General features: G+C 58.4%; 19 protein-coding genes. 7 read left to right on the top strand and 12 right to left on the bottom strand.

The window, feature by feature from the left end; genetic code table 11:
• Positions 1 to 82: 82 nt before the first annotated feature.
• The 4 genes from PSR63_RS26865 to PSR63_RS26850 form a co-directional block, all read right to left on the bottom strand.
• Complete coding sequence (locus tag PSR63_RS26865; RefSeq protein ID WP_274329226.1) at positions 83 to 553, bottom strand: bacterioferritin; 471 nt, start codon at positions 551 to 553, stop codon at positions 83 to 85.
• A 113-nt stretch (positions 554 to 666) separates the two neighbouring features.
• Positions 667 to 2,010 (bottom strand): Gfo/Idh/MocA family protein, encoded by a 1,344-nt coding sequence (locus tag PSR63_RS26860; RefSeq protein ID WP_274329224.1) that lies wholly within the window; start codon positions 2,008 to 2,010, stop codon positions 667 to 669.
• 185 nt (positions 2,011 to 2,195) lie between these two features.
• Complete coding sequence (locus tag PSR63_RS26855) at positions 2,196 to 2,492, bottom strand: hypothetical protein (protein ID WP_274329222.1); 297 nt, start codon at positions 2,490 to 2,492, stop codon at positions 2,196 to 2,198.
• 205 nt (positions 2,493 to 2,697) lie between these two features.
• A complete protein-coding gene (locus tag PSR63_RS26850; RefSeq protein WP_274329220.1) occupies positions 2,698 to 3,633 on the bottom strand; it encodes a malate dehydrogenase in 936 nt (311 codons plus the stop codon).
• 260 nt (positions 3,634 to 3,893) lie between these two features.
• Here PSR63_RS26850 and PSR63_RS26845 point away from each other — a divergent pair, with 260 nt between their 5' ends.
• A complete protein-coding gene (locus tag PSR63_RS26845) occupies positions 3,894 to 4,337 on the top strand; it encodes a Fur family transcriptional regulator (RefSeq protein ID WP_274329219.1) in 444 nt (147 codons plus the stop codon).
• Positions 4,338 to 4,409: 72 nt separating this feature from the next.
• Here the strand turns inward: PSR63_RS26845 and PSR63_RS26840 are convergent, their stop codons facing one another.
• Entirely contained in the window at positions 4,410 to 4,838 is a 429-nt protein-coding gene (locus tag PSR63_RS26840; RefSeq protein WP_274329217.1) for a hypothetical protein, read from the bottom strand.
• Positions 4,831 to 5,283 carry a DUF1559 family PulG-like putative transporter gene (locus PSR63_RS26835; protein WP_274329215.1) on the bottom strand — a complete coding sequence of 151 codons (453 nt, stop codon included), beginning with the start codon at positions 5,281 to 5,283 and terminating at the stop codon, positions 4,831 to 4,833. The genes PSR63_RS26840 and PSR63_RS26835 overlap by 8 nt, the downstream gene beginning before the upstream one ends.
• Positions 5,284 to 5,506: 223 nt before the next feature.
• Here PSR63_RS26835 and PSR63_RS26830 point away from each other — a divergent pair, with 223 nt between their 5' ends.
• The 5 genes from PSR63_RS26830 to PSR63_RS26810 all read left to right on the top strand — a co-directional run bounded on the left by PSR63_RS26830 (position 5,507) and on the right by PSR63_RS26810 (position 12,058).
• On the top strand, positions 5,507 to 6,349 hold the full coding sequence (locus PSR63_RS26830) for a polyphosphate kinase 2 family protein (RefSeq protein WP_274329213.1): 843 nt from the start codon (positions 5,507 to 5,509) through the stop codon (positions 6,347 to 6,349).
• 109 nt (positions 6,350 to 6,458) lie between these two features.
• Positions 6,459 to 9,293 (top strand): PSD1 and planctomycete cytochrome C domain-containing protein, encoded by a 2,835-nt coding sequence (locus PSR63_RS26825; RefSeq protein WP_274329211.1) that lies wholly within the window; start codon positions 6,459 to 6,461, stop codon positions 9,291 to 9,293.
• Complete coding sequence (locus PSR63_RS26820; protein WP_274329209.1) at positions 9,283 to 10,683, top strand: DUF1501 domain-containing protein; 1,401 nt, start codon at positions 9,283 to 9,285, stop codon at positions 10,681 to 10,683. Before PSR63_RS26825 ends, PSR63_RS26820 begins: the two co-directional genes overlap by 11 nt.
• 117 nt (positions 10,684 to 10,800) lie before the next feature.
• Positions 10,801 to 11,655 carry an SMI1/KNR4 family protein gene (locus PSR63_RS26815; RefSeq protein WP_274329207.1) on the top strand — a complete coding sequence of 285 codons (855 nt, stop codon included), beginning with the start codon at positions 10,801 to 10,803 and terminating at the stop codon, positions 11,653 to 11,655.
• A gap of 19 nt (positions 11,656 to 11,674) precedes the next feature.
• On the top strand, positions 11,675 to 12,058 hold the full coding sequence (locus tag PSR63_RS26810; protein ID WP_274329206.1) for a hypothetical protein: 384 nt from the start codon (positions 11,675 to 11,677) through the stop codon (positions 12,056 to 12,058).
• A 32-nt stretch (positions 12,059 to 12,090) separates the two neighbouring features.
• Here PSR63_RS26810 and PSR63_RS26805 read toward each other — a convergent pair whose 3' ends face one another.
• Together PSR63_RS26805 and PSR63_RS26800 are read right to left on the bottom strand one after the other, a co-directional pair.
• On the bottom strand, positions 12,091 to 13,386 hold the full coding sequence (locus tag PSR63_RS26805; RefSeq protein WP_274329205.1) for a DUF1552 domain-containing protein: 1,296 nt from the start codon (positions 13,384 to 13,386) through the stop codon (positions 12,091 to 12,093).
• Positions 13,387 to 13,409: 23 nt separating this feature from the next.
• Positions 13,410 to 17,465, bottom strand: a complete 4,056-nt coding sequence (locus tag PSR63_RS26800) for a DUF1592 domain-containing protein (protein WP_274329204.1) — start codon at positions 17,463 to 17,465, stop codon at positions 13,410 to 13,412.
• Between the two features lie 215 nt (positions 17,466 to 17,680).
• Here PSR63_RS26800 and PSR63_RS26795 point away from each other — a divergent pair, with 215 nt between their 5' ends.
• The gene (locus PSR63_RS26795; protein ID WP_274329202.1) at positions 17,681 to 18,523 is read left to right on the top strand and encodes a TIM barrel protein; all 843 of its coding nucleotides are present in this window, start codon (positions 17,681 to 17,683) and stop codon (positions 18,521 to 18,523) included.
• A 52-nt stretch (positions 18,524 to 18,575) separates the two neighbouring features.
• Here PSR63_RS26795 and PSR63_RS26790 read toward each other — a convergent pair whose 3' ends face one another.
• The 4 genes from PSR63_RS26790 to rimO all read right to left on the bottom strand — a co-directional run bounded on the left by PSR63_RS26790 (position 18,576) and on the right by rimO (position 22,906).
• Positions 18,576 to 19,661, bottom strand: coding sequence for a Gfo/Idh/MocA family protein (locus PSR63_RS26790; RefSeq protein ID WP_274329200.1), 1,086 nt, complete (start codon positions 19,659 to 19,661; stop codon positions 18,576 to 18,578).
• A gap of 122 nt (positions 19,662 to 19,783) precedes the next feature.
• Positions 19,784 to 20,797: a CPBP family intramembrane glutamic endopeptidase gene (locus PSR63_RS26785; RefSeq protein WP_274329198.1), complete on the bottom strand. Its 1,014-nt coding sequence runs from the start codon at positions 20,795 to 20,797 to the stop codon at positions 19,784 to 19,786.
• Between the two features lie 12 nt (positions 20,798 to 20,809).
• The gene (gene pgsA, locus PSR63_RS26780) at positions 20,810 to 21,436 is read right to left on the bottom strand and encodes a CDP-diacylglycerol--glycerol-3-phosphate 3-phosphatidyltransferase (protein ID WP_274329196.1); all 627 of its coding nucleotides are present in this window, start codon (positions 21,434 to 21,436) and stop codon (positions 20,810 to 20,812) included.
• Between the two features lie 48 nt (positions 21,437 to 21,484).
• The gene (rimO, locus tag PSR63_RS26775; RefSeq protein ID WP_274329194.1) at positions 21,485 to 22,906 is read right to left on the bottom strand and encodes a 30S ribosomal protein S12 methylthiotransferase RimO; all 1,422 of its coding nucleotides are present in this window, start codon (positions 22,904 to 22,906) and stop codon (positions 21,485 to 21,487) included.
• Positions 22,907 to 22,975: the final 69 nt, after the last annotated feature.

Genomic DNA, 22,975 nt, shown 5'->3' with positions numbered 1-22,975 from the left:
ACACGAAAGAGTAAGGGGGATGCCGACATAGGTTGGCATCCCCCTGTTTGATTGCATGTTGTTCGAGAATCAGCAGAGCTGCTTACGGCGAAGACATATGCTTCGCGATATAAGCTGCTTCTCCCATGCGTTCGATCAGGTCGAGCTGCAATTCCAGCCAGGCCATGTGCCCTTCTTCGTCGATGACGATCTGTTCGAACAGTTGCCGGGTACCGATATCGGAATCGGCGGAAGCTTGCTGCGAGGCTTTCGTGTAAAACTCGATGGCTTCCTTCTCGTCTTCCATGTCGGTCTTGAAGAGCGACTGAAGCGATTCGGCGCGGACCGGCGTTTTGTCGAACGTCAGCTGCGGTTCCCCTTTGAGGAACAAAATGCGATTGAGGTACAAATCCGAGTGCCCCAGTTCTTCCTGCATTTCTTCCCGCATCTTCTTGGCCAACAAATCCAGGCCCCAATCGTCGAGCACGGCGGCGTGCAGCTGATATTGGTGGCTGGCCGTCAGCTCCATCGACAAAGCTTTTTGCAGATTCTCGATCGACTTCTCTCGCGACATGGTCTTCTCCCGGAGGCGCTACTGTGGTTGTTGTTGGATCAGCAAATTGTTCAAGCTTGCTGATCCTTTCATTGTACCGCCAACACGTCTTCGGGTGTGACGCGTGAGCCCATTTAAACCCACGCTGGCTCCCATCCCTGGGCATAACTTTTGGTCAGCCAGGCCTCTGCTTGCGAGAAATTAGGGATCTTCATTTCCGCGGCATTCCACTTGAGAAGTTGCCCTGGAAAACGAATTCCGACCACACCCAAGAGGACAGTTTCGGTCAGTGGTCCCGAGTAATCGAACGCCGAGGTGGCCTCCCCTTCGCCCCGCGCGGCATCAGCCCACTGGACGTAGTGATCGACACTCGGAACCTCCTCGATCGGGGCCTCTGCATCGGCGCCATTTGGGAACAGTTTTGGCATCGCCACGTGCGGAATCACGAGCGTTCCCTTGTCGCCAATCAGTACTGAACCGGCATTGGGAAGCGAGTATGACTTGGGCAAATGAGCCGTGACTTCCGCAGGCGGGCGAACGCCGGCAGCGTCGTACCAGGTCACGTTCAGCGTATCGCCGGCGGTGTACTTGGTGCCTGGGAATACGTACCGCACGGTGGCACTCTCGGTCCACGTTTCCGGCTTCAGCGGTGGTGCCTCGGCGGTCAATTGCAGTGGAGCGGTGAGTTCAAGCGACTTGAAGACCGGATCAAGGATATGGCAACCAAAGTCTCCCAACTGTCCCGTACCGTAGTCCTGCCAGCCGCGCCAGTTGAACGGATGGTAGAAGCCTGACTTGTACGGCCGACGCGGGGCGACCCCTTGCCACAGATCCCAGGCCACCGTCTGCGGAACGGTATCTTCACCGGCGGGCCGTTCGATATTGCGTGGCCAACTGGGTGTGCCAGCCTGCCACGAGTGAACTTCTTTAACCTTACCGATCTTGCCGGCGTGCACCAAAGCGACTGCCGTACGATAGGCCGTGTGCGATTGGATTTGATTGCCCATCTGCGTGACGACTTTGTTTCGCTTGGCAGCCTCTTTCATCTGACGCGATTCAAAGACCGTATGCGTCAGCGGCTTCTGGCAGAAGACATGCTTGCCAAGCTGCATGGCTGCCAAAGATACCGGGGCATGCATGAAGTCAGGCGTGGAAACAATTACGCCATCGACGCCGCCGCTGTTATCCAGCAACTTGCGCCAGTCGACGTAGGTCTTGGCACTGGGGTATTTCTCCGCGGCTCGACCCAGGTGCGGCTCGGAGCTATCGATATTGCACAGCGCCGTCACCTCGACCGCAGGACTCGCAGCGACGCCAACCAGGTCGCTCCATCCTTTGCCACCGGTACCGACACTGGCCACGCGAAGACGCTCATTTGCGCCGAGAACTCGAGAATAGCTAACCGCAGGCAGCGCCACGGCGGCACCGGCGACTGCGAGGGATTTGATGGCTTGACGACGATTGAAATGCCCAGACATAGAAGGCCTCACAAAGCGCGAAAAAGGAAGGGAAATGGTAGGCGGGAGCACCAAGTCTTACGAATTCGCGATGCGACGTCAATCTTTTTCAGGCAGAAATGGCGCGCACAGAAAGTGCGGTCCGAGACAACGCGTGAGAGTTGCCAGTCAAACAGAGGGGAGCGGTCCAGACGCTTCGAGCGGAATTAGTATTCGTCCGGGACCAAGGCCGGGTCGATCGTCAGTTGTTGGCCGTCAGGCAGATTGACCACACGATCTTCTTGCCATTGGGGAAGGTTCTCTTCCACATAGCGCATTGCCGAGACGAGGGCTTTCTCGTCTTTTTTATCAAACGAGTTGTCGACACCATTGAGGAGCGTCAAGACTTGCACGCAACCGGTGTCGGCTCCGTAGGCGCGTACCGCGCTGAGCATGACCTGTACACACAAGATGCCCTGACGATCGTAGAGATAACGAAATGCTTCTTCATTGCTTGCAAACACGATGAGTTCTCCGTCGAGATAAGTGCCTGAATGCTCTACCGCCTGGCAGGCCTAAAGCCGCACGAAAGCGGGCGACTTCAATTCAACATAAAACGTATGTCGAAAAAGGGATTTGTGCGCAACAAATGCTGTGCGGTTCATTCGATCGGCAGGCGTTGATCACGCGGCCCGATCCGATTATGCCGGTACCAACGAAGGTGCCGATTCACGGCGTATCGCTCGACCAATATTCGGCCAGACTCTGGTTTACCGCGCTAAGATGCTGCGCCGAAAAGCGCAAACTGGCCTGCTCTTCTTCGCTCAACGCGATGCTTAGCACCTGGGCGATTCCTTCTTTGCCGATCACCGCCGGCAGCGACAGACAAACGTCTTCGATACCGTAATATCCGTCGACCAGCGTCGAGACGGGCATCGTATGGTGCGAGTTGTCCTTGATTGCCTGCACCACCATGGCCGCGGCACTGGCAACGGCGAAGTTGGTGTAGCCTTTGGCGACGAACACCTCCGGAGCCACGCTCAACGTCTTCTCGAACGCACGCTTCACTTCGGGGTCCTGCCCCATGTACCAACCGCCTGCGTAGACAGCGCTAAGGACCGGGAACTGCGACTCGCCATGCTCACCCAACACGTAAGCGCGAATATCATCCGAGTGGATGTCGTAATGTGCCGAAAGGAGCGAGCGAAAGCGGGCACTATCGATCAACGTGCCGGTCCCGAGCACACGATGACGATCGAAGCCTGATAGCTTTAAGGTCGCGTAGGTCAGCACATCGACCGGGTTGGTCACGACCAGCAAGATGGCGTCCGGACTGAGCTCGGCGATCTTGGGCACTACCTGCTGAAAGAGTTTGGCGTTTGGCTTGGCCGAAGCGATGCGGTCCATCGCGTTACCACCCTGCTCTGCTGGTTGCGCCAGGGCCAGCACAACGACCTGCGAGTCCTTCGTTGCATCGAGATCACCGCTACGGACGCGCATGCGACTGGGACCGAGGGCCGCGGCATGCTGCAGGTCGAGAGCTTCTCCGCGAATCCGCTCGGCACTGCGACTCACCAGCACCAGTTCGGTGGCGAGGCCCTTGAGCACGATCGAGTACCCCAGCGTGACGCCCACCTTCCCGACACCAACAATCGAAACCTTCATGGGTGATCCTTTCGTCCCGGTAGCAAACCTTCAATCTCGCGGACCTGTCTGGCTCGCTCAAGAGGCCCTATGTCGAAAATCGCGCATGCTGGTGAGAAACTAACAGAAAGTTCCCCCAATCCATTGTCATTATTGGTAGCTTTGTGCCGACAGAAATCACCTTTTGGCCATCGATTGCCATCTCATCCTGTTTGCAAATGCATTGCAAGTACGATAAGATTAAAACGATTAGAACCCCCGCAATCAGGTCCCAACCAACCATGGCACGCAAGCGTAAATCAGGATTCTCGATGGAGGCCGCCAAGACTTTGCTCCGCGGAGCTGGCCTCCGCTGCACAGCGGCTCGGATTGCGGTCGTTCAGACGCTGGGCGATCATCAGACTCCGCTGAGTCCCAATGAAGTCGCCGATGAATTGGCGGAGTTTGGTTTCGACAAGTCGACCATCTACCGTTCGCTGACCGAACTCGACGAGTCGGGCATTGTGGCTCGACTCGATTTGGGAGACGCCGTGCGCCGGTTCGAACTGTTGCCGTCAGGCTCAGAGGGACGTTCCGAGCATCCCCACTTCATGTGTATCGGCTGCGGAAAGGTGATGTGCCTGTCAGGCTTCCACGTCGAACTAGTGCCTGATAATCCGAAGCAGAAGCCGCCTGGTCAGATGGAAGAAGTCCTGATCAAAGGGCACTGCGACGCCTGCCGCTAGGTACCCGCGCATAAAAAGGCCGCCGGGGTCGTGTTTCAACCGTCGGCAGCCATCCACGTTCGCTTGTCTCGCTTAACGCTTCAGCTCGATCGTCAGTTCGGGCTTCTCCGGAGCGATGTCGAACTGCAAACCGGATGAGTCCACGCTCGCATACCGAGGGGGAACGGGCACCGGCATCGGGCGTGCCCCGCGTGCCGGATCGGCATTGTCACCCTTTACGCGTCGCCGCTGAGGGACACTGACCGCCACGCGAAACGTGCCAGGCACGACCTGCGGGACCACAAACGACCCATCCGAGTGAATCTCTCCGTAGGATCGTTCCCCTTTCTGATCGGTGAAGATAACCGCCCCCTCGTTGAGTGGCTTCCCTTCGATCGAAATGTTACCCGTCACGTCGATAGGTGCCTGAGCCATCCCACCACAGCCAAGGGAAACGGCCGCGAGGGTTAGCAGCAGGACGAAGCCTGCTATACGACTGGTATCAGATTTGGAATTACTCAAAGCTACTGATCTCCCCTTGATCCGGAGTACACAAAGCCCACCAGGTATCTTCATCCATGGTGGCATTCAGGTGACGCGTGCTGCCATCTCCCAAAGCGACCAGGATTCCACTCGAGCGTGGACTCTGAGCCAGTTGAGGATTGCACGTCGCGCTGGCGTTGCCCGAGGACGGGTTCACTTGGAACTTCGAGGCTGGTCCTGTGATGTAGGCCGCAAACACAGGATTCCACTCGTACCAACTAGCATCACCGTATGCCCAGATGTTGTAGTAGTTTGTCGAGGTCTGGCACTTCGTGAACTTCTCGGCATAAAAGATCGTGTTCGAGGTGCCGTCGGTGATGCTGGCAAAGTCTTTCGACTTGTCTTCATTGTCATTCATGTACCCCATGGCCGTGTAGTTGGCGGCGAAGCCAGTCACGGCTGACGTTCTTTCTCGAATTCTCACTGGCAATGTCGGTGATCGGGTTGGTCGCGCTGGTAATCAGCGGATGGTACTTCATTCGTGAAGAACGCCTGGCACGTGAACGCTTGGCTGATGAGCCCGAAGCATCAGTAGAACATCTTCCTGCGACGAGCGAATCTTAAGCGAAAAACTTAGTAGGTCATTTGGCCGCAAACGGCTAGACTAAGAGCATTCGTTGCTTTTCTGATCCCATGCCAGGTTTGTTATGGACTACTACGAACACTTTCGCGTTGCCCCCGGCAGCAAGCTCGACCTTGATAAGTTTGATCCGGTCTGTAAAGACCTTCACGACGATCGCGACTTGGCGGAAACCGAGATGCTGAGGCTCCGCGATCATCTGCGCGAGTTGCAATACTCGATGTATGGCGAGCGAAAACGATCGGTGTTGATCGTTCTGCAAGGGCGTGACGCGGCCGGTAAGGACGGAACCATTCGGCACGTGTTTCGCGCGATGAATCCGCAAGGGTGCCGCGTGTTCAGTTTCAAGGTGCCAAGCAAGGAAGAAGCCGAGCACGATTTCCTCTGGCGGCATCACAGAGTGACGCCAGGGCTCGGGCACATCGCCGTGTTCAATCGATCGCACTACGAGGAAGTCCTCGTTCAGCGCGTGCACGAGATGGTGCCCAAAGATGTCTGGAAGAAACGTTACGACGAAATCAACGACTTCGAGAAGATACTGGCCAACAACGGCACTCACATTTTGAAGTTCTACCTGCATATCGATCCGGAAGAACAGCTCGAGCGTTTCAAAAAGCGGCTCGATTCGCCCCACAAGCACTGGAAGATCAGCGACGCCGACTACTCGGAACGCCCCTACTGGGACGCGTACACCGACGCCTACGAGGACGCACTCAGCAAGTGCAGCACCGACTATGCGCCCTGGTTTACGATCCCCTCGAATCGCAAGTGGTTTCGGAATTACGTGGTCCTCAAGATCCTCATCGCTGCGTTCGAGAAGTTTAATATCAAGCTGCCCGAATCGACCGTTGATCTGGAAGAGATTCGCCGGCTGTACCACGCAGAGAAGAAGAAAGAGAATGGTGACTAGCTGCCAGCGAAAGGACGGTTTGTAAGCTTCTCGTGACTTTTTCCTAGACGTTTTCTATACTTAGGACATCTGCTCACCTCCACCTACCATTCCCCCCTTGGCAGGTCCCATGCGCGCGGTGCCCTTTCCTAGCCTTGTCCGATCGATCAGTCCGTGGTTCCTCTTCCTGTTGCTCGCCCAGCCCCTGTTGGCGAACGAGCAGGAAGGCGAAGCGCTATTCGTGCGCCGTATCGCGCCCCTCCTGGCCGAGAAGTGCCTGGCATGCCACGGGCAAAACGAGGACGAGATCGAAGGGGGCTTCGATATGCGCTCCCTCGAAGGTCTCAAGCAAGGGGGCGATAGCGGCGAGTCGAGTCTCGTGGCTGGCAAGCCGGAAGAAAGCCCGCTGATGCTGGCCATTCTTCGCGATGATTTCAGCTGGTCGGCCATGCCACCCAAGGAAGCCGAGAAGCTGAACGACGAGCAAGTCGGCTGGGTCCGCCGCTGGATCGCGCTGGGTGCCCCATGGCCCGATCAAGCCAGAGCGGCCGAGATTAACGCGCAGTACGCCGACAAGTGGTCGGCCGAAGACGGCATCACCGTCGAAACGGTCGGTGCCCTTTCGGAAGACTGGGCCAACCGCAAATACAAACCGGAAGCGTTGTGGGCGTACCAGAAGGTCACCAAGCCAGACGTTCCCGACGTGGGTGCCGGGAACCCGATCGATGCGTTCGTTCTCGCCCAAATGCCGGAGGGCTTGAAGGTTGCTCCGTCGGTCGATCGGCAAACGCTCATCCGCCGGGCAACGTTCGACTTGACCGGCCTGCCCCCCAGTCCGCAGGAAATCGAAGCGTTCGTCAGTGATCCTTCGTCGGACGAGGTCGCGTTTGCCAAGGTCGTCGACCGCCTGTTGGCTTCGCCCCACTATGGCGAACGGATGGCTCAGCATTGGCTGGATGTTGCCCGCTACGCTGACACGTCTGGCTTTGCCAACGACTACGAACGCGGCAACGCCTGGCGCTATCGTGATTACGTCGTGCGAAGCTTCAACGAAGACAAGCCGTACGACGAATTCATCCGTCAGCAGATCGCCGGTGACGAGCTTGACCCCGACAACCCCGAAGCGATCGTCGCGACCGGCTTCCTGCGAATGGGACCGTGGGAATTGACTGGCATGGAAGTCGAAAAGGTCGCTCGGCAGCGGTTCCTGGACGACGTGACCAATAGCGTCGGCGAAACGTTCCTCGCCCATTCACTGCAGTGTGCACGTTGTCACGATCACAAGTTCGATCCGGTTCCCACGCACGACTACTACGCCATTCAAGCGGTCTTCGCAACCACGCAGCTGGCCGAGCGCAAAGCTCCTTTCCTCGACATCGAAAACACAGACGGCTTCGAAGAAAAGAAGTACCTGCAAGCACGTCGCGCCGAGTACTCCCAGAAGCTGCAACAGCTTGACGAAATGCAACTGAAAGCTGCCCAAGCCTGGTACGCCGAGAACAAGATTGATCCCACCAAGTGGAACGAGGCCCTGGCCAAGCAGAAAGGGAAGAAAGACTTCGGCAATGCTCGCCAGGCCCTGATGCGTCAGAAGCTGCCGGAGAGCGAGATTCCACCCAAGCACGTCGGCTTCTCGCCGGAAGATTACGGCAACGAACGCGTTGCTCGCAAAGGCCTGCAGCGGCTCAAGTGGGAAGAAGATCGTTACGAGCCGTACGCTCTGGCCGTCTACAGCGGCAAAACACCAACACTCAAGTCGGTGTACGCTCCCCTGCGTGTGCCAGCCAAGCCGATGCAAACCGGCGAGCTGGAACAAACCTGCATCCTCACCGGCGGCGATCCCTTCAGCCAAGGCACCCCGGTGAGTCCGAGCATCCTGAGCGTGCTGGACGACGTCGAGCATCCAGAAATCCCTAAGAAGATCGAAGGCCGCCGCGCCGCGTTTACCCAGTGGGTAGCCAGCCCCGACAATCCGCTCACCACGCGTACGATCGTTAACCGCATCTGGCTGTGGCACATGGGCCAGCCGATCGCTGGCAACCCGAATAACTTCGGTTCGACCGGCAAACGCCCGACGCACCCTCAGCTGCTCGACTGGCTGGCCGCCACGTTCGTCGAGTCGGGCTGGTCTTTCAAAGCGATGCACCGGCAGATCATGCTCAGCGAAGCGTATCGCCGTTCATGCGAACATCCCAGTTTCGATTCGCTCGACGAGAAAGACCCGCTCGGAACGTCGTACGCTGTGTTCACGCCGCGGCGGCTGACTGCTTCCGAAATTCGCGATGCGATGCTCTTCGCCACCGGCGAAATGAACCCGAAGCTTGGCGGCATTCCGAACCGGCCAGAGATCAACATGGAAGCCGCCATGCAGCCGCGGCAAGTGATGGGAACGTTCGCTTCTGCCTGGACTCCCAACCCCCTGCCCCAGCAGCGTCATCGGCGGTCGCTCTACAGCTTAAAGGTCCGTGGGCTGCCTGATCCATTCCGCGAAGTCTTCAACGCCCCCGGCCCCGACTTCTCGTGCGAGATGCGCAGTGAGTCGACCGTCACGCCGCAGGTCTTCGCGCTGTTCAACGGCAAAGCCACCTACGACCGCGCGTTAGCACTAGCCAATCGGGTGACAGAGGAAGGTCACACCGGCAAGGAAGCGATCGAACGCGTCTTTCAGTTGACGTATGGCCGCCTGCCCAATGAAAGCGAACTTGCCGCTTGTGAGAAGCATTGGAAGGCGATGGAAGCGATCGAAAAAGAGCGAGAGCTGGCCGAGGCGAAAGCCCCGCTGGTCGTCCGCCGTGATGCGGTCGAAGAGAACACCGGCGAGAAGTTCTCGTTCAACGAAACGCTGCACGCCTACCAAGACTTTGTGCCGGACCTTCAGCCACAAGAGGTCGACGCGAAGACCCGAGCCCTGGCCGACGTTTGTCTGGCGATCTTGAATTCCAACGAGTTTGTCTATGTCTATTAACCCACTGCCCAAGCGACGCGAATTCCTGTACGGCCTGGGTGCCAGCCTGGGGAGTGTTGCGTTCAGTTCGTTGCTCGCGGCCGAAGAAAACCAGGCCGTCGGGACCGAGCCGCGCAAAGGTCACCTGCCAGCCAAGGCCAAGAACTGCATTTTCCTGACCATGGAAGGTGGTCCGTCTCACATCGATACGTTCGATCCCAAGCCGAAGCTCGAGCAGCTGCACTTGAAGGAATTCACCCGCAGCGGCGAGCAGAAGTCGGCGATGGAAAGTGGTAAACGCTACTACGTGCAAAGCCCCTTCAAGTTCAAGAAGGTGGGCCAGTCGGGCGCCGACATGGCCGAAAACTGGTCGCACCTGGCCGGCGTGGCCGACGAAATCTGCTTCTTCCGCGGCTGTCAGGTCGACAGCGTCAATCACCCGACCGCGATGTACCAGCTCAACTGCGGCAACCGCTTCGGCGGCGACCCTGGCGTCGGGGCGTGGGTCAATTACGGCCTCGGATCGGAAAACCAGAACCTCCCCGGCTTCATCGTCCTGCCCGAAGTCAGTTATCCTCAAGGAGGCGCGGCGAACTGGAGCAACGGTTATTTGCCGGCTCAGTTCCAGGGAACCCCGCTGCGTCCGAAGGGCTCGCCGATTCTGGATTTGTTCCCGCCGGATGGCATCACCGCGGAGCATCAGCGGAAGAACCTTGACCTGATCGCGCAGCTCAATCAGCAGCATCAAAAGCGGCACGCCTACCACGACGAGCTGGGTGCCCGGATGGAAAGCTACGAGCTGGCCTTCCGCATGCAGATGCAAGTGCCAGACGTCTTGGACCTGAAGCAGGAACCGCAGGAAACGCTTGACCTATACGGCGTCGGCAAGGAGCCGACCGACTCGTTCGGCCGCAAGTGCCTGCTCGCGCGCAAGCTCGTCCAGCAAGGCGTGCGTTTCGTGCAGCTCTATCACGGTTCATGGGACAGCCACGACTACATCGAGCGGGCCCACGGCAATCTGGTAGGCGCCGTCGATCAGCCAATCGCCGCGCTGATTGCCGACTTGAAGCGAACCGGTCTACTCGACGAAACCCTGATCGTCTGGTGCGGCGAGTTCGGCCGCACACCGGATAATGGTGTCCGCGGCGGAACGGCCTACGGCCGCGATCACAATCCGCACGCGATGACCTACTGGCTGGCCGGGGGCGGAGTCAACGCAGGCCACACGATCGGCGCGACCGACGAGACCGGCATGGAGGCGGTCGAGAACGTCGCCCACATCCGCGACTTCCATGTAACCCTCTTGCGGCTGTTAGGCTTGGACGACAACAAGCTCACCTACTACCACGCCGGGCGTTTCAAGCAGCTGAGCCAGTTCGGCGGGAAGGTGATTCCGGAACTGATTGCTTAGATTTCAGTCAGCCAATTCACGCGTACGAACTGCCTGCGTGGTTGACCGCGCTGCCGCTTTCAGGTCCTCGGCGGAAACACCGCATAGGTTTGTTCTGCGGCGAAGGAGAACGCTACCATGAATCGAATTTCCACGACATTGATAGTTCTATTCACAGCAACCTGTCTGGTCGGTTGCGCGTCCCAAATCGATGAGTCGGCGAACCACTTGGGCAACGAGTCGACCAGTGGTAGTGCTGAGAAGACCATGCTGAACATCACGACAATTGACGGGGCTCCAAAGCTCACCGAAGAAGTGTTGGCAGGCTTCGAGGAAAAATACCAATGCCGTCTGCCCAACGACTACCGGCGTTTCATGCTGGAAAACAATGGTGGTTTTCCGTCCCCCGATTGCGTCACGTTCCAAGAAGCTGGGCGGACGACAGCGTCGGATGTATTTTGCTTTCACTGCATCACTGACGAACGGCCTTGGGCCAGCATGCAGTGGCACTGGGACACGTTTGCCGGTCGACTGCCGAAAGATACGCTTCCCATCGCGCACGATTCATGCGGCAACCTTTGGCTGCTGAGTGTTAGTCCCGACCATGGCAACGCGGTCATCTTCTGGGACCATGGCACGTTTGACAACTTCGACGAGACCGACTTCGATGCTTGGCCGCAGGTCGCCAACAGCTTCGATGAGTTTCTTGGTCGCCTTAGCGAATATCGGCCGCTGCCGGAAGATGAAGAACTTCTTAGCAGATATGCCCTCGTCAAAAGGGCGGTTGAGGGTATGGCCAAACAGTCCCCCGATTTCGATAAATACACGGCGGTCGACGCCGCCTGGCATTGTGACTACAGTGAAGATGGTAGAGTCCAAATGCAGTTGGTGAATTACGTACCGCACGCTGCCGTGACGCATACCGACGGGTATTCCCGCCTGCGTGCCTCGAAGGGACTCAACGAGGAAGGTCCAGCCCGCTTGCCGAAGTAGGCAAGCCAGAAGTTTGACAATGACTGCTACTCGTATGGAAATGACGGCTCATCAAATGCGATTTGGCATCAACGACGAGGATGAGCCATTTGCGTTTCTTTGGGCCTTTGACAGCAACCTCGATTTCGTGTTTTCCGTGAGTCGTCCCATCAATGATAACGACGCGGCGGAGATCGAGTTCATGGTCCTCGACCAAATCTGGGAGCCGGTCGATGATTTCGACTGTCGAATAGATGACACACTCATCTGCGCGCTTGTGCCGCCTGGGTTAAGGCGGCACACCAACGGTAGCAAGGAAATCGTTGTGAATCACAACTGTGTTGATCATGAATGGAACGATCTGATTGATGTCCTGCGTAGAATCTTCAAAGGCAAAACAGGTTTGGAAGTCCTCGTGAAGTGATCGAGTTCAGCGGCCATTGAGAAACAGATCCCCTAAACTTCCACCAGCCGCTCGGCCGAATCCCCAAACGCATCCAGCTTCACATCGAACTTATCCATCAGCGACAGGTACAAGCTGCACATCTTGCGGTTCGGTTGGTTGAGGTAGTCGAGCGTTCGCCCGGTCTCCAGCTTGCCGCCAGCTTTGCCCAGTAGGATCACCGGTAGCTTGGTCGCGTCGTGGCTGCCGGTCAGCATGCTCGAGCAGAACATGATCAGCGAGTTGTCGAGCGTGGTCCGCTCCCCTTCCTGGCTGGCATCCAGCTTCTTGGCTACGTAGGCAACCTGCTTGAGGAAGAACTGGTTGACCTTCAGCCAGTCATCTGATTCCTGGTGCGACAAGAGGTGATGAATCATGTAGTCGATGCCCAGGTTCGAGAACCGCAAGGACGAATGGTCGTTGTTCAGCTTGAGCGTGCACACGCGAGTCGCGTCCGTCTGGAAACCAAGCACCATGATGTCGCACATCAGCCGCATGTGTTCGGCGATGTCCTGCGGGATGCCATCGGCCGGGCGGGCCATGTTGGGACCAGCTAGTGGCGGCTTCCAGCCTTGCATCTCGCCTCGCTTGCCAGCCCTTTCGATCCGCTGCTCGACGTCGCGGACCGATTCGAGATACTCGTCCAGCTTGCGGCGATCGGACTCGCTGATATTTCGCCGCAGGTCTTTCGCGTCGGCCAGGATCGCATCGAGTACGCTCTTGTCTTCCCGCCGGGCACCTTCCTGAAAGAGCCGATCGAACGCCAGCGCCGGGTAAAGTTCAAGCGGGGTTGGTGTCGTCGGCGAGCTCCACGAAATGTGCGAGCTGTAGAGCATCGAGTAGTTCTTGTGCACTGACGGGTTCGACTTCTCGCACCCCAGTACCAGGCTCGGGACCTTCGTGTTATTTCCGTACTGCTGGGCGATGATCTGGTCGATGCTCGTGCCGGAGCGGATCTCGCCGCCGGAAGAGAGTGCCGCGCCCGAAAGCAGGTTGCCGGTCTGCGAGCTGTGGATGTTTCCCTTCAGGGCTTCTTCATTGTACAGCCCGCGGATGAAGATCATCTTCTCGCGCAGATCGGCCAGCGGAGCCAGCACCTGGCCGGTTTCCATTTCCTGGCCGCTCCCCTTGGCCCAGAAGTGATCTTTGTGAAACCCGTTGCCTGAGAACATGACGCCAAACCGTAGCGGCGCGTCGCCAGCGTTGGCATTGGTATCGTCTGCCCAGACCGGCACCGATTCCATCCATGGCAAGGCCATGCTCACACCCAAACCACGAAGCAGCGTACGTCGTGTGATATGTCGTTTCATGATCGATTTCCTTTCGGCCTTTTCTACTCGATGCCGACAAACGCGCCGCCGCGAATCTGTCGGAACTGAGGGCTCAACACTATTTTCTCAATGGCAACATGAACGCGGAAGTCGTTTTCCGAAAGTGCCTGATAAATCTCGTCTAACAGGGGTTCGTCCGAAAGCTGGACCGAACGCCCCAAGGCATACCCCAATAGCTTGCGGCAGAATTGACGCACGAAAGTCTCGCGCCGCACGTCTGCCAGGTAGTCGCGAATGCCAGCGAGCCCCTCGACATCGGTCCCATCCATGAGGGTCGACTTCGTATCGATCGGCAGGCCGTGGGCATCTTTACTGCGGAAGGTACCGATCGTGTCGAACTGCTCCAGGGCAAACCCATACGGATCGATCCGCTTGTGGCACTTCGCACACTCGTTGACGCTTGAGTGCATCTCGATCAACTGCCGCTCGGTCAGCCCTTCGGGGGCAACCTCCGGAAGCACCGGCACATTCAGCGGCGGCCGTGGCAGTCGTTGGCCCAGCAGCGTTTCGGAGATCCAGTTGCCACGAAGAATCGGGCTGGTGCGCGACGCTCCTGAGTTCTTCGCCAACACGGTTGCCTGACCGAGGATGCCGCCGCGTCCATACTGCCGAATGCCTTCGACCTTCCGCCACTGGTCCTCGGTCACATTGGGAATGCCGTAATGCTTGGCTAGCGACTCGTTCAAAAAGGTGTGGTCGGCCTGCAGGATGTCGAGGATCGAGCCGTTGTTTTGCAGCAAGTCCTGCATGAACAGAACCGACTCTTCGTACATGTCACCGCGAAGATCGGCAAACTGCGGATAGTGCTGCTCACTCTTCTCGTCGAACGTGTCGAAGTCGCGAATGTGCAGCCACTGGCAGGCAAACTGAATCGAGAGCCGCCGCGTGCGTTCGTCCTTTAGCATCCGCCGCGTGTGAGCTAACAACGCGTCCGGCGAGTGGAGCTCGCCGGTTGCCGCCGCTTCGCGTAGGGGTTCGTCCGGCGTCGAAGACCCCAGGAAATAGCTTAGCCGTGTGGCTAGCTGAAAGTCCGTGACCGGCACAGGCGTTTTGCCTGGGCCGGGTGTTTCGGTGCGGTATAGAAACGCAGGCGATGCCAATACGCGAGCCAGCGACAAACGAAACGCCTGGTCATGGGAAAGGTTCTGACCGCGAAGCTCCGCGTAGAGATCACGGATCGCCTGTTCGTCTTCCTTGCGAAGCGGTCGCCGATAGGCCTTGGCGGCGAAGCGAACCAACGCGTCGACATGAACCGGCTCGGTATCGACCAACTGCTGACGAAACGCGGCGGCACGGTTCTCGATCGGCTCGAGTAGTGGATTGAAGATAGTCGGATCGCCGTCCTGCGTGGCGAACTCCAGCAGCTGTTCCAAAGAGACCGTGATATCGAGGGCATCGCGGCTGACATAACGCAGCTGTTGCCAGAGTTGATCGAGCCGGACCTGCTCCTCTTCGCTGAGCATCAGCCGCGCCAGCTCTTGGTCTTCACGGTGGAAAAGAACCAGCGTCACCACTTCGTCCACCGGGACAATCTGCGGATAACAAACGATCGCCGGGAAGGTGTGACGAAAGTCATCGCAGATGCGCTTCAGTCGATCGAGGTTCCGGGCCTCGCCAATGAAGGCACCCTCAGGCAGAAGTCCCTGCGCGGGAGCGGACGTGACGGAAACCTGAACCACGGCGGCCGGCGACTTCGGTTTTGCCGTGACGACGAATTCCGCTCCCTCGAACAGCTCGCCGGGGATATCGACCTCGGGGGCACTTGGGCTCGTGAGAACTTCGATCGCACGAATCGGTTCGACAGCATCCGCAACGAGCGGTCCGTTCCAGGCAATCAGGTCGACGTACAAATAATCGGCTTCGTCGAGCGGCTCTGTGCCGGCGGCGTGCTTGATCTTCGCGTTGATTTGCTGAGCGAGCTGCTTGGCGGCCGCTTCACTTTCGGCCGCTTGCCACTGGGCCAGAAGCGAACCTTGCGGAAAAGCGTTGGTAGAAGGCTGACCATCAAGCATCCCACTGTAAAAGACCCACGTCGCGGCATTGCCGAGCTGATCGGGATGCGGATTGGCCGTGCCCAAGTCGGCGGAACAGTCAGCGGCCAGGTCCCACGTGCGAGCCTCGCCGCCTCGCTCGTGCAGCGTGAGATTGATCTCGGTCAAGTCGCAGTAGTGATTCGCGTCGCGAGGACCGATCTTCAGCGCAATGCGATCGCCACGCGAAACGGCGAACTCAGCAATCGTTTCAATCTTGGCCGTAGCGCCGGAGTCGATGTTGCCCGATTGCAGGATGGTTGTCGTCCCAGGCCGATGATGTTCGAGCCACCAGGAGGCCCCGTTGCCGCAGGCATCGTGGGCATCTCGCACGATTGCATCGATTCGGAACGTTCCATCCACTGGGGCTTGCCATGCCGCAGCAACCCAGCGCTCAGGCCGGGGATGTGCGGCGATGCCGTGCGCTTTGAGCTGACCGGGAATGAGGACCATCTCATCGCTTCCGTTGCCCACGACCGACAAGGCATCCAGACCAGGGCTGCCCCAGCCGCTGACTTTTGTCTTGCCGCTAACGTTGTTGATCGCCTGTGGAAGGAGTTCGATGCTGGGCAAGGTTTCCTTCCAAGAGACCCCCAGCAGTTGCAGCCACTGCTGGAGCACGCCAGCGTGAAGACCTTGCTCGGCGGACAGTGCTTTGATGTCGACCTTCTGGCCTGCTTGTTTGATCTGCCAGGCGGCTTGTAGGTAGCGCGGCGAGTTAGCGACGACTTCCTTCCGCGCGGCCTGCATGGCCGCAATCATGGGGGGCAAGTCGTGAAGCAAGATCGGCTGGCGTCCTTTGCGTTCAATGCGCGGTCGCTCCCACAGGACGTCTGCTTTCGCATCGCCGGTCAAGCTGACGGCATTGAGATAGCGCTTAAACGACTTGCTGCCATCGATGGGAATACGGAAGGTCTGCTCCGGCGAAAGGGGCGTGACCGCTTCTTGCGACGGGCGAATACTGCCGAAGTGACCGACCGAGTTGAACTTCCACAGCACGTCCTGCCAGGCGCGTACGTGGTTGGCCAGTGCCTGAGCCTGGGAAGCATCGGCCGAGTGAAACCGCTGGCGAAGATCGGCCACGAGCGGCGACGCCGCTTCTTCTTGGCAAAGCATCTCGGCCAGCAGTGTGAAGTACTTGGCGTTGAGGTGACTTTGCTCGGCGATGCGTGGTGCCTGGGCGAGATCGTTTTGCAGTTGGTCGCGGTGCTCGATCAGCGCGGCGAAGTAAGGAGCGAGATCGACGCGTCCTTCCTGGGCCATGATTCGTTTGGGATCGCTCACGTTCCAGCGGTCGAGCGCGTGGGCGTTGCCGACGTCGCGAATGTGCTGGAAGTATATGCCGCGAATGTCGGCCAGAATCTCATCGGTCCAGTCGCGCCGCGTGGTGCCTGGCGAGAAGCGAAAGCCATCGGGCAGCAGCACTGCGTGCTGGGCGATCTCCTTGCCGGCATCCAAATACTTCTGAACCAGCGCCGGCGACATCACCAGGGCGTTGCCAGTGTTGGTGAAGCCTTCGCCGGCGGCACCATCCACGGGGAACTCTTTGGCTGGCTCGAGAGGCACGCCGGTCAGGTCTTGAATCGTGTAGGTGTACTCGGCGTTGTTCAGCCGCCGCAGCACGACCGGGCCAGGATCGCCAGCGTTGGCCTTCGCTTCGGCCGTGAGGTAACCGTCGATCCACTGTGCAAGCTGCTTGTGCTGAGCAGGACTGAGCGGATCGCTCTCTTCCGGCGGCATCTCGCCGCTATTGATCATCTGCCGCACGCCTTGCCACTTCGCCGGATCACGTCGAACATCGGCCAGGCTGGCGAACTGTTCGAGATCGAGTTCCCCTTGCTTGTCAGCGGTCGAGTGACAATCGATGCAGTACGTCTTCAGCAGTGGATGAACGTCTTGCTGGTACTCGTCGGCCAGACGCGAGAACGGCTCAGGCGTTTGGCCGAAGGCATAACCGGCGCTGGCGGTAATGAGCACAACCGAAAAGACACGGACGATAAAGCCCAGAGTAGGAAGCGAGGAAGGCATGGAATCACTTGGCAGGACAAGGCGAAGGAAGGCTACCAAGCCGGGGCGACTTGACTTCCGTGATTCTAGTGTGTGCTGCTCCATTTGTCACAATTTCTGAGGAAAAGTATTTGATGCAATGCTCGCCAGATGGATTGCAAGCGGCCGCGGGACGTTTCATCATAAGGAGTCCCAGCCCAATTGATTTCCTTTCCCAGTCCTTCGAGAAATATCCGATGAAGTCTCATCCCCTGCTTTGCGTCCTCGTGTTCTTTCTTTGCTTGCCACTCGCTTCTGCGGGTGAGCCGGACGTGCTGCAGCAAGACAATCTTGTCGCCTGGTGCATTGTCCCATTCGATGCCGCGAAGCGAACGCCCCAGGAGCGTGCCGCGATGCTCAAGGAACTCGGCATCACGAAGTGCGCCTACGACTGGCGAGCCGAGCACGTGGCCACGTTCGAGGACGAGATCAAAGCGTATCAAAAGGAAGGGATCGAATTCTTCGCGTTTTGGCGCACGCATGACAAGGCGCTGGAACTGTTCGCCAAGTACGACCTGCATCCGCAGATCTGGGACATGATTCCACAACCGGGTGCCGACACGCAGGAAGCCAAGGTCGAAGAGGCCGCCAACCGGCTGAAAGCGGTCGCCGAACGCACTAAGCAGGCCGACCTTCCGCTGGGCCTCTACAATCACGGCGGCTGGGGAGGCGAGCCGGCAAACATGGTGGCCGTTTGCCAAAAGCTACGCGAAATGGGGTACGACCATGTGGGGATCGTCTACAACTTCCATCACGGTCACGAGCACATCGCCGACTGGCCGGAAGTGTTTGCGATGATGAAGCCGTACCTGATTTGCTTGAACTTGAACGGCATGAACGATAAAGCTCAGCCGAAGATCTTGGGCATCGGTAAAGGAAAGCACGAACGGGCCATGATCGCAGCGATTGCCGCCAGCGATTACGACGGCCCGATCGGAATTCTGGATCATCGCAACGAACTTGACGCGAAGGAATCGTTGCAGGAAAACCTGACGGGGCTGGCTACGGTTCGCAAGGAATTGGCGAACGAAGCGAAGTAACCACACTTGTCCCCACGCCACCGTCTGCGAAGGAGAGGGGACATCAAGACCTCTACTTCCCTGGCATCCAGCCGCTGAGGTCGGGGTCTTTTTTCAGGGGGAAGTCAACGCGTTGACCGGTGGCTGCGGCTTGATAAATCGCCAGGATCACTTCGACTGAACGGCGACCTTCCGGGCCGTTGATCGCTGGTTCGCGATCTTCCTTGACGGCGGCCAACAGGTCTTCAAACTGGGCTCGGTGGCCATGGTGGCCGATGGCCTTGGGGTCGGCGGCACCGCCCCCGGTTTCGGTTTTACCGGCCAGCCGCTCTTTGATCGCTTCGTCTTCTTCGGTCGGATCGGCGAAGTCCCAACTTTTGATGTCTTCTTCTTCCATCACGGCCGAGCCCTTGGTGCCGTGGATCTCGATTCGCTTGAGGTAGCCAGGGTAAACGGCCGTGCTGGCTTCGATGGTGCCCAGCGCGCCATTCTTGAACTTCAGCGAAGCGACGGCGACATCTTCGACTTCGATCCGCTCGTGCCCGATCAGGCTGCAGTTGGCCGTGATCGACGCAACGTCACCCATCAACCAGCACAAAAGGTCGACGCTGTGGATCGCCTGATTCATCAGGGCACCGCCCCCGTCCAGTTGCCATGTGCCACGCCAGGCACCACTGTCGTAGTACTCTTGGGTGCGGAACCACTTCACGTAAGCATCGCCCAGCGAAAGTGTCCCGAAGCGGCCTTCGTCGATAGCCTTCTTCATTTCGGTCGAAGGACCATGGAAGCGGCTGGGGAAAATTGTGGCGAGCTTGACGTTGTTCTCGCGGCACGCATCGATGATCGCATCGCAGCGGGCGAGGGTCACGTCGAGCGGCTTCTCGACGATGACGTGCTTGCCGGCTTTCGCGGCGGCTACGCCTGGTTCCATGTGAGCACCACTGGCCGTGCAGATCGTGACGACATGGATCTCGGGGTTGGCCAGCATTTCTTCGAGCGTGTCATAGGCGGTAATGCCCTGCTCTTCGGCGAACTTCTTGGCCTTTTCCGTGGTGCGGTTGTAGCAGCCGATCAGCTTGGCATCGGGGATGTCGGCGATTGCCTTGGCGTGAAACTCCGCGATCATCCCGGTACCAATAATGCCAAATCCAAACGCCATGCGACAAAGCTCCGCTGTGCTACTGCTGAGAGGGGTTATGAAACGAGGGAACGCCTGCAAACGTTAACAATGCCGCTGATTCCCTTTGTCAGTCCCGCATTATAAAGGGAGCCGCGGGCCAGTTAAACCGGCGGTGTCTCGAGCTCTTCGCCAAAGAAGATCTGCAGGAGCAAAAGCAGCATCGATTGCCCATTGAGCATCATATGCACAACCAGGCTCGGGACGATAGTGCGCCTCTTCTGGTAGACATATCCCAGGCCCAAGGCCAGGAAAAAGAGTGGAATCGGAGCCCCGCCTTGGTCGAAATGCAGGAGGGCGAAAATGGCGGAGCTGATGAAGATCGGGGCCAGCATGAACGCAGGACGAAAGGGATACTTCGGCTCCACTGCGCTTCCCTCAGTGTGCGGCAGAGGTTCGGCCAACACGGCGAACGTTTCCTCCTTTAAGGTGTCGCCGTCGTCTTTGCGTGGGAAGCCCACGCGGCCCATCAGGATTTGTCCGGCGGAGAAGTAGCGGCCGGCCATGACTTCTTCCAGCCACCCTTGCAGTAACAGACGAAACGCGAACTCTTCGGTCAGTGGCGCAACCAGCACGGCCGATACGAGGACCGGGATGATGATGCCTGGCGTGGGGGACTCGGTGATCATCGTGATCAGTTCGTGTTTGTATTCCACGAACTGCGCGATGCCGACCTGAATGATGATTACCGGCACACACAACGCACAGAAGGTAGCGATGCCGATCAACACGTCTTTACGGAACCCAGCGAAGCTTTCGCCGATGACCAGCGTCAGGCCACCGCGAGCGATGATCAGAATAAAGATCACCAGGCACACCAATGACTGGGCCCAGATCTGTCCCCACATTGCTCCGATGCGCTGGGCCGCCGTCAGATCGGCCATGCTTGTCTCGCCGGAAAGGTGTGGCGAGACAAATAGGTTCGCCAAGATGATGAAGCCGAGCGTGCCGCCGAAAATATCGAGCAGTCCCCAGCGAGCGACCGGGGCGGGTTGGGTTTCGAGGATCGGCTGATTTGCCGCCAGGCAGCGAGCCACACCGACCCAAACGCTGACGCTGATCGTGAGAACCAGCGCCGCATATCCGATCAGACCGAAACCGAGGATCAATTCAATCACGACAAGTAGGGCTTAGTCTGTAGAGAGGGTTCCGGATCGGATCATCTTCACGGCATCCATAATATAGATCCAACCCGATGCCAATGTCAGACCCACCGTGCCCCAGACGATCAAATTGAACACGTAGACCAACCACGTCGACAAGCCGCTGATTCCATACCACGTCGTTTGAGCGGTTCCTTCATCGGTGGCTAATACAATCATCGATAGGATGGCCAAAGCACACTGAAAGACCATCTTCCATTTACCGGGCCAGTTGGCGGAAAAGTCTCCGCCGTGCTGTTCGACGAAACTGCGGATGACGGTCACCAGCATCTCGCGCCCCATCACCACGACGGCAACCCAGGCAGCAACGCCTGAGCCGGGGATGGCGACCAGGTAGACAAACGTTCCGCAGATGATGATCTTGTCGACGAAGGGATCGAAGATCCGGCCGAACTTGGTGATTTGGTTGTATTTTCGAGCCCAGTAGCCGTCGACCCAGTCGGTTGCGACCGCCACGATGAAGATCGCCAGTGCCGGCCAGATGTAACCCAGCGGCAACAGAACAAACACCTTGATCGAAAGGACAAAGCGGATGCCTGTCAGGATGTTGGGGACATTGACGATGACGTCGGAAGGGATGGGCTTTTCTGACATAGACTATCCGCCGAGCCGCCGCATGCGTGCGACGGTTGTTAAATCGTGCTATCGGGCAGGGCCACTTGCCACGCCGACCAGATCATAGTCTTTGTACATCACAATCTCGGTCGGTACGATATCCCCTGGCTTCAGTCCCTTGCCGGTGACGTAGGTCACGCAGTCGACATCCGGGGCGTCGGCGACGGTGCGGCCAATGAACGCGGTCTTCTCGCCGGGGACCGGTTGATCGATCAGGACGTCCATCGTTGTGCCGACCTTGGCTTCGTTGTGATCGAAGACCACTTCCTGCTGGATCGCCATCAAGTGCTCGCGGCGCTGTTCCATTAGTTCGTCGGGCAGGTGATCGTCCAGGCGAACGGCCGGTGTGCCTTCTTCCTTGGAATAGGTGAACACGCCGACGCGTTCAAACCGCTGGGCCTCGATGAAGTCGGCCAGTTCCAGGAACTGCTCATCCGTCTCGCCAGGGAAGCCGGTGATGAACGTCGTGCGGATGTTCAAGTTCGGGATGATCTCACGCATCTGCCCGACCAGTTCTTCGGTCTGGCTACGGGTCACGCGGCGAGCCATGCGGCGGAGCATTGTGTCGTTGATGTGCTGCAGCGGGATGTCGACGTACGGGACGATCTTGTCGCACGCGGCAATCGTTTCCAACAGTGGACGCGTGACGTACATCGGGTAGAAGTACATCAGGCGAATCCAATCAATCCCCCGGACTTCATTTAGCTTGGAAAGCAACTCGGCCAGGCGCGATTCGCCGTACAGGTCCATGCCGTAGTAGGTCGTGTCCTGCGCGACGACGATCAGCTCACGCACGCCATCGGCGGCCAATTCTTCCGCTTCGGCGATCACTTCTTCCATTGGCTTGGTGGCGTGCTTGCCGCGCATCTTGGGGATCGCGCAGAACGTACACAGACGGTCGCACCCTTCGGAAATCTTCAGGTACGAAAAGTGCCGCGGCGTGATTCGCAGCCGGTTGCGATCGTTCAGGGCACGCACCGGGGCCGGCTTGAAGACCGTGCGTTGTTCTTCCAGCTTGCCTACCAGGCGATCGGCCACGCGGGTAATTTCTTCCCGGCCGAAGACGCCCACGATCTGGTCGATCTCGGGGCAGGTTTCCAGCAGCGTGTCTTTCTGTCGCTCGGCCAGGCAGCCGGAGACGATCACCCCTTTGATCTTGCCTTGACGCTTTAGTTCGAGCATCTCTTCGATGGCGGCGAACGATTCGTCGCGAGCCCGTTCGATGAAGCCGCAGGTATTGATCACGACGAAGTCGGAGCCTTCGGTGTCCTGCGTCAGCTGGTAGCCATCTTGATCCAAGAGGCCCAACATGCGTTCGCTATCGACCAGGTTCTTGGGGCAACCCAGACTGATAAAGGAATACTTTCCCTTGGCACCATCAGAACCACACGAGTCGGCGGCTTGGGAGGGGCTGGGAGCATTCGGATCGATAATGGGCAAACTGGTCATGAAGCTTGGATCAGGGGTTTAGGGAAAGCGGAGCCCTATAGTGTGGACTCATGCCGCTGGTCGAACTCC

Origin of the sequence: Bremerella sp. P1, from assembly GCF_028748185.1 — a bacterium.
Lineage (GTDB): Bacteria > Planctomycetota > Planctomycetia > Pirellulales > Pirellulaceae > Bremerella.
This window is presented reverse-complemented; position numbering and strand designations above follow the sequence as displayed.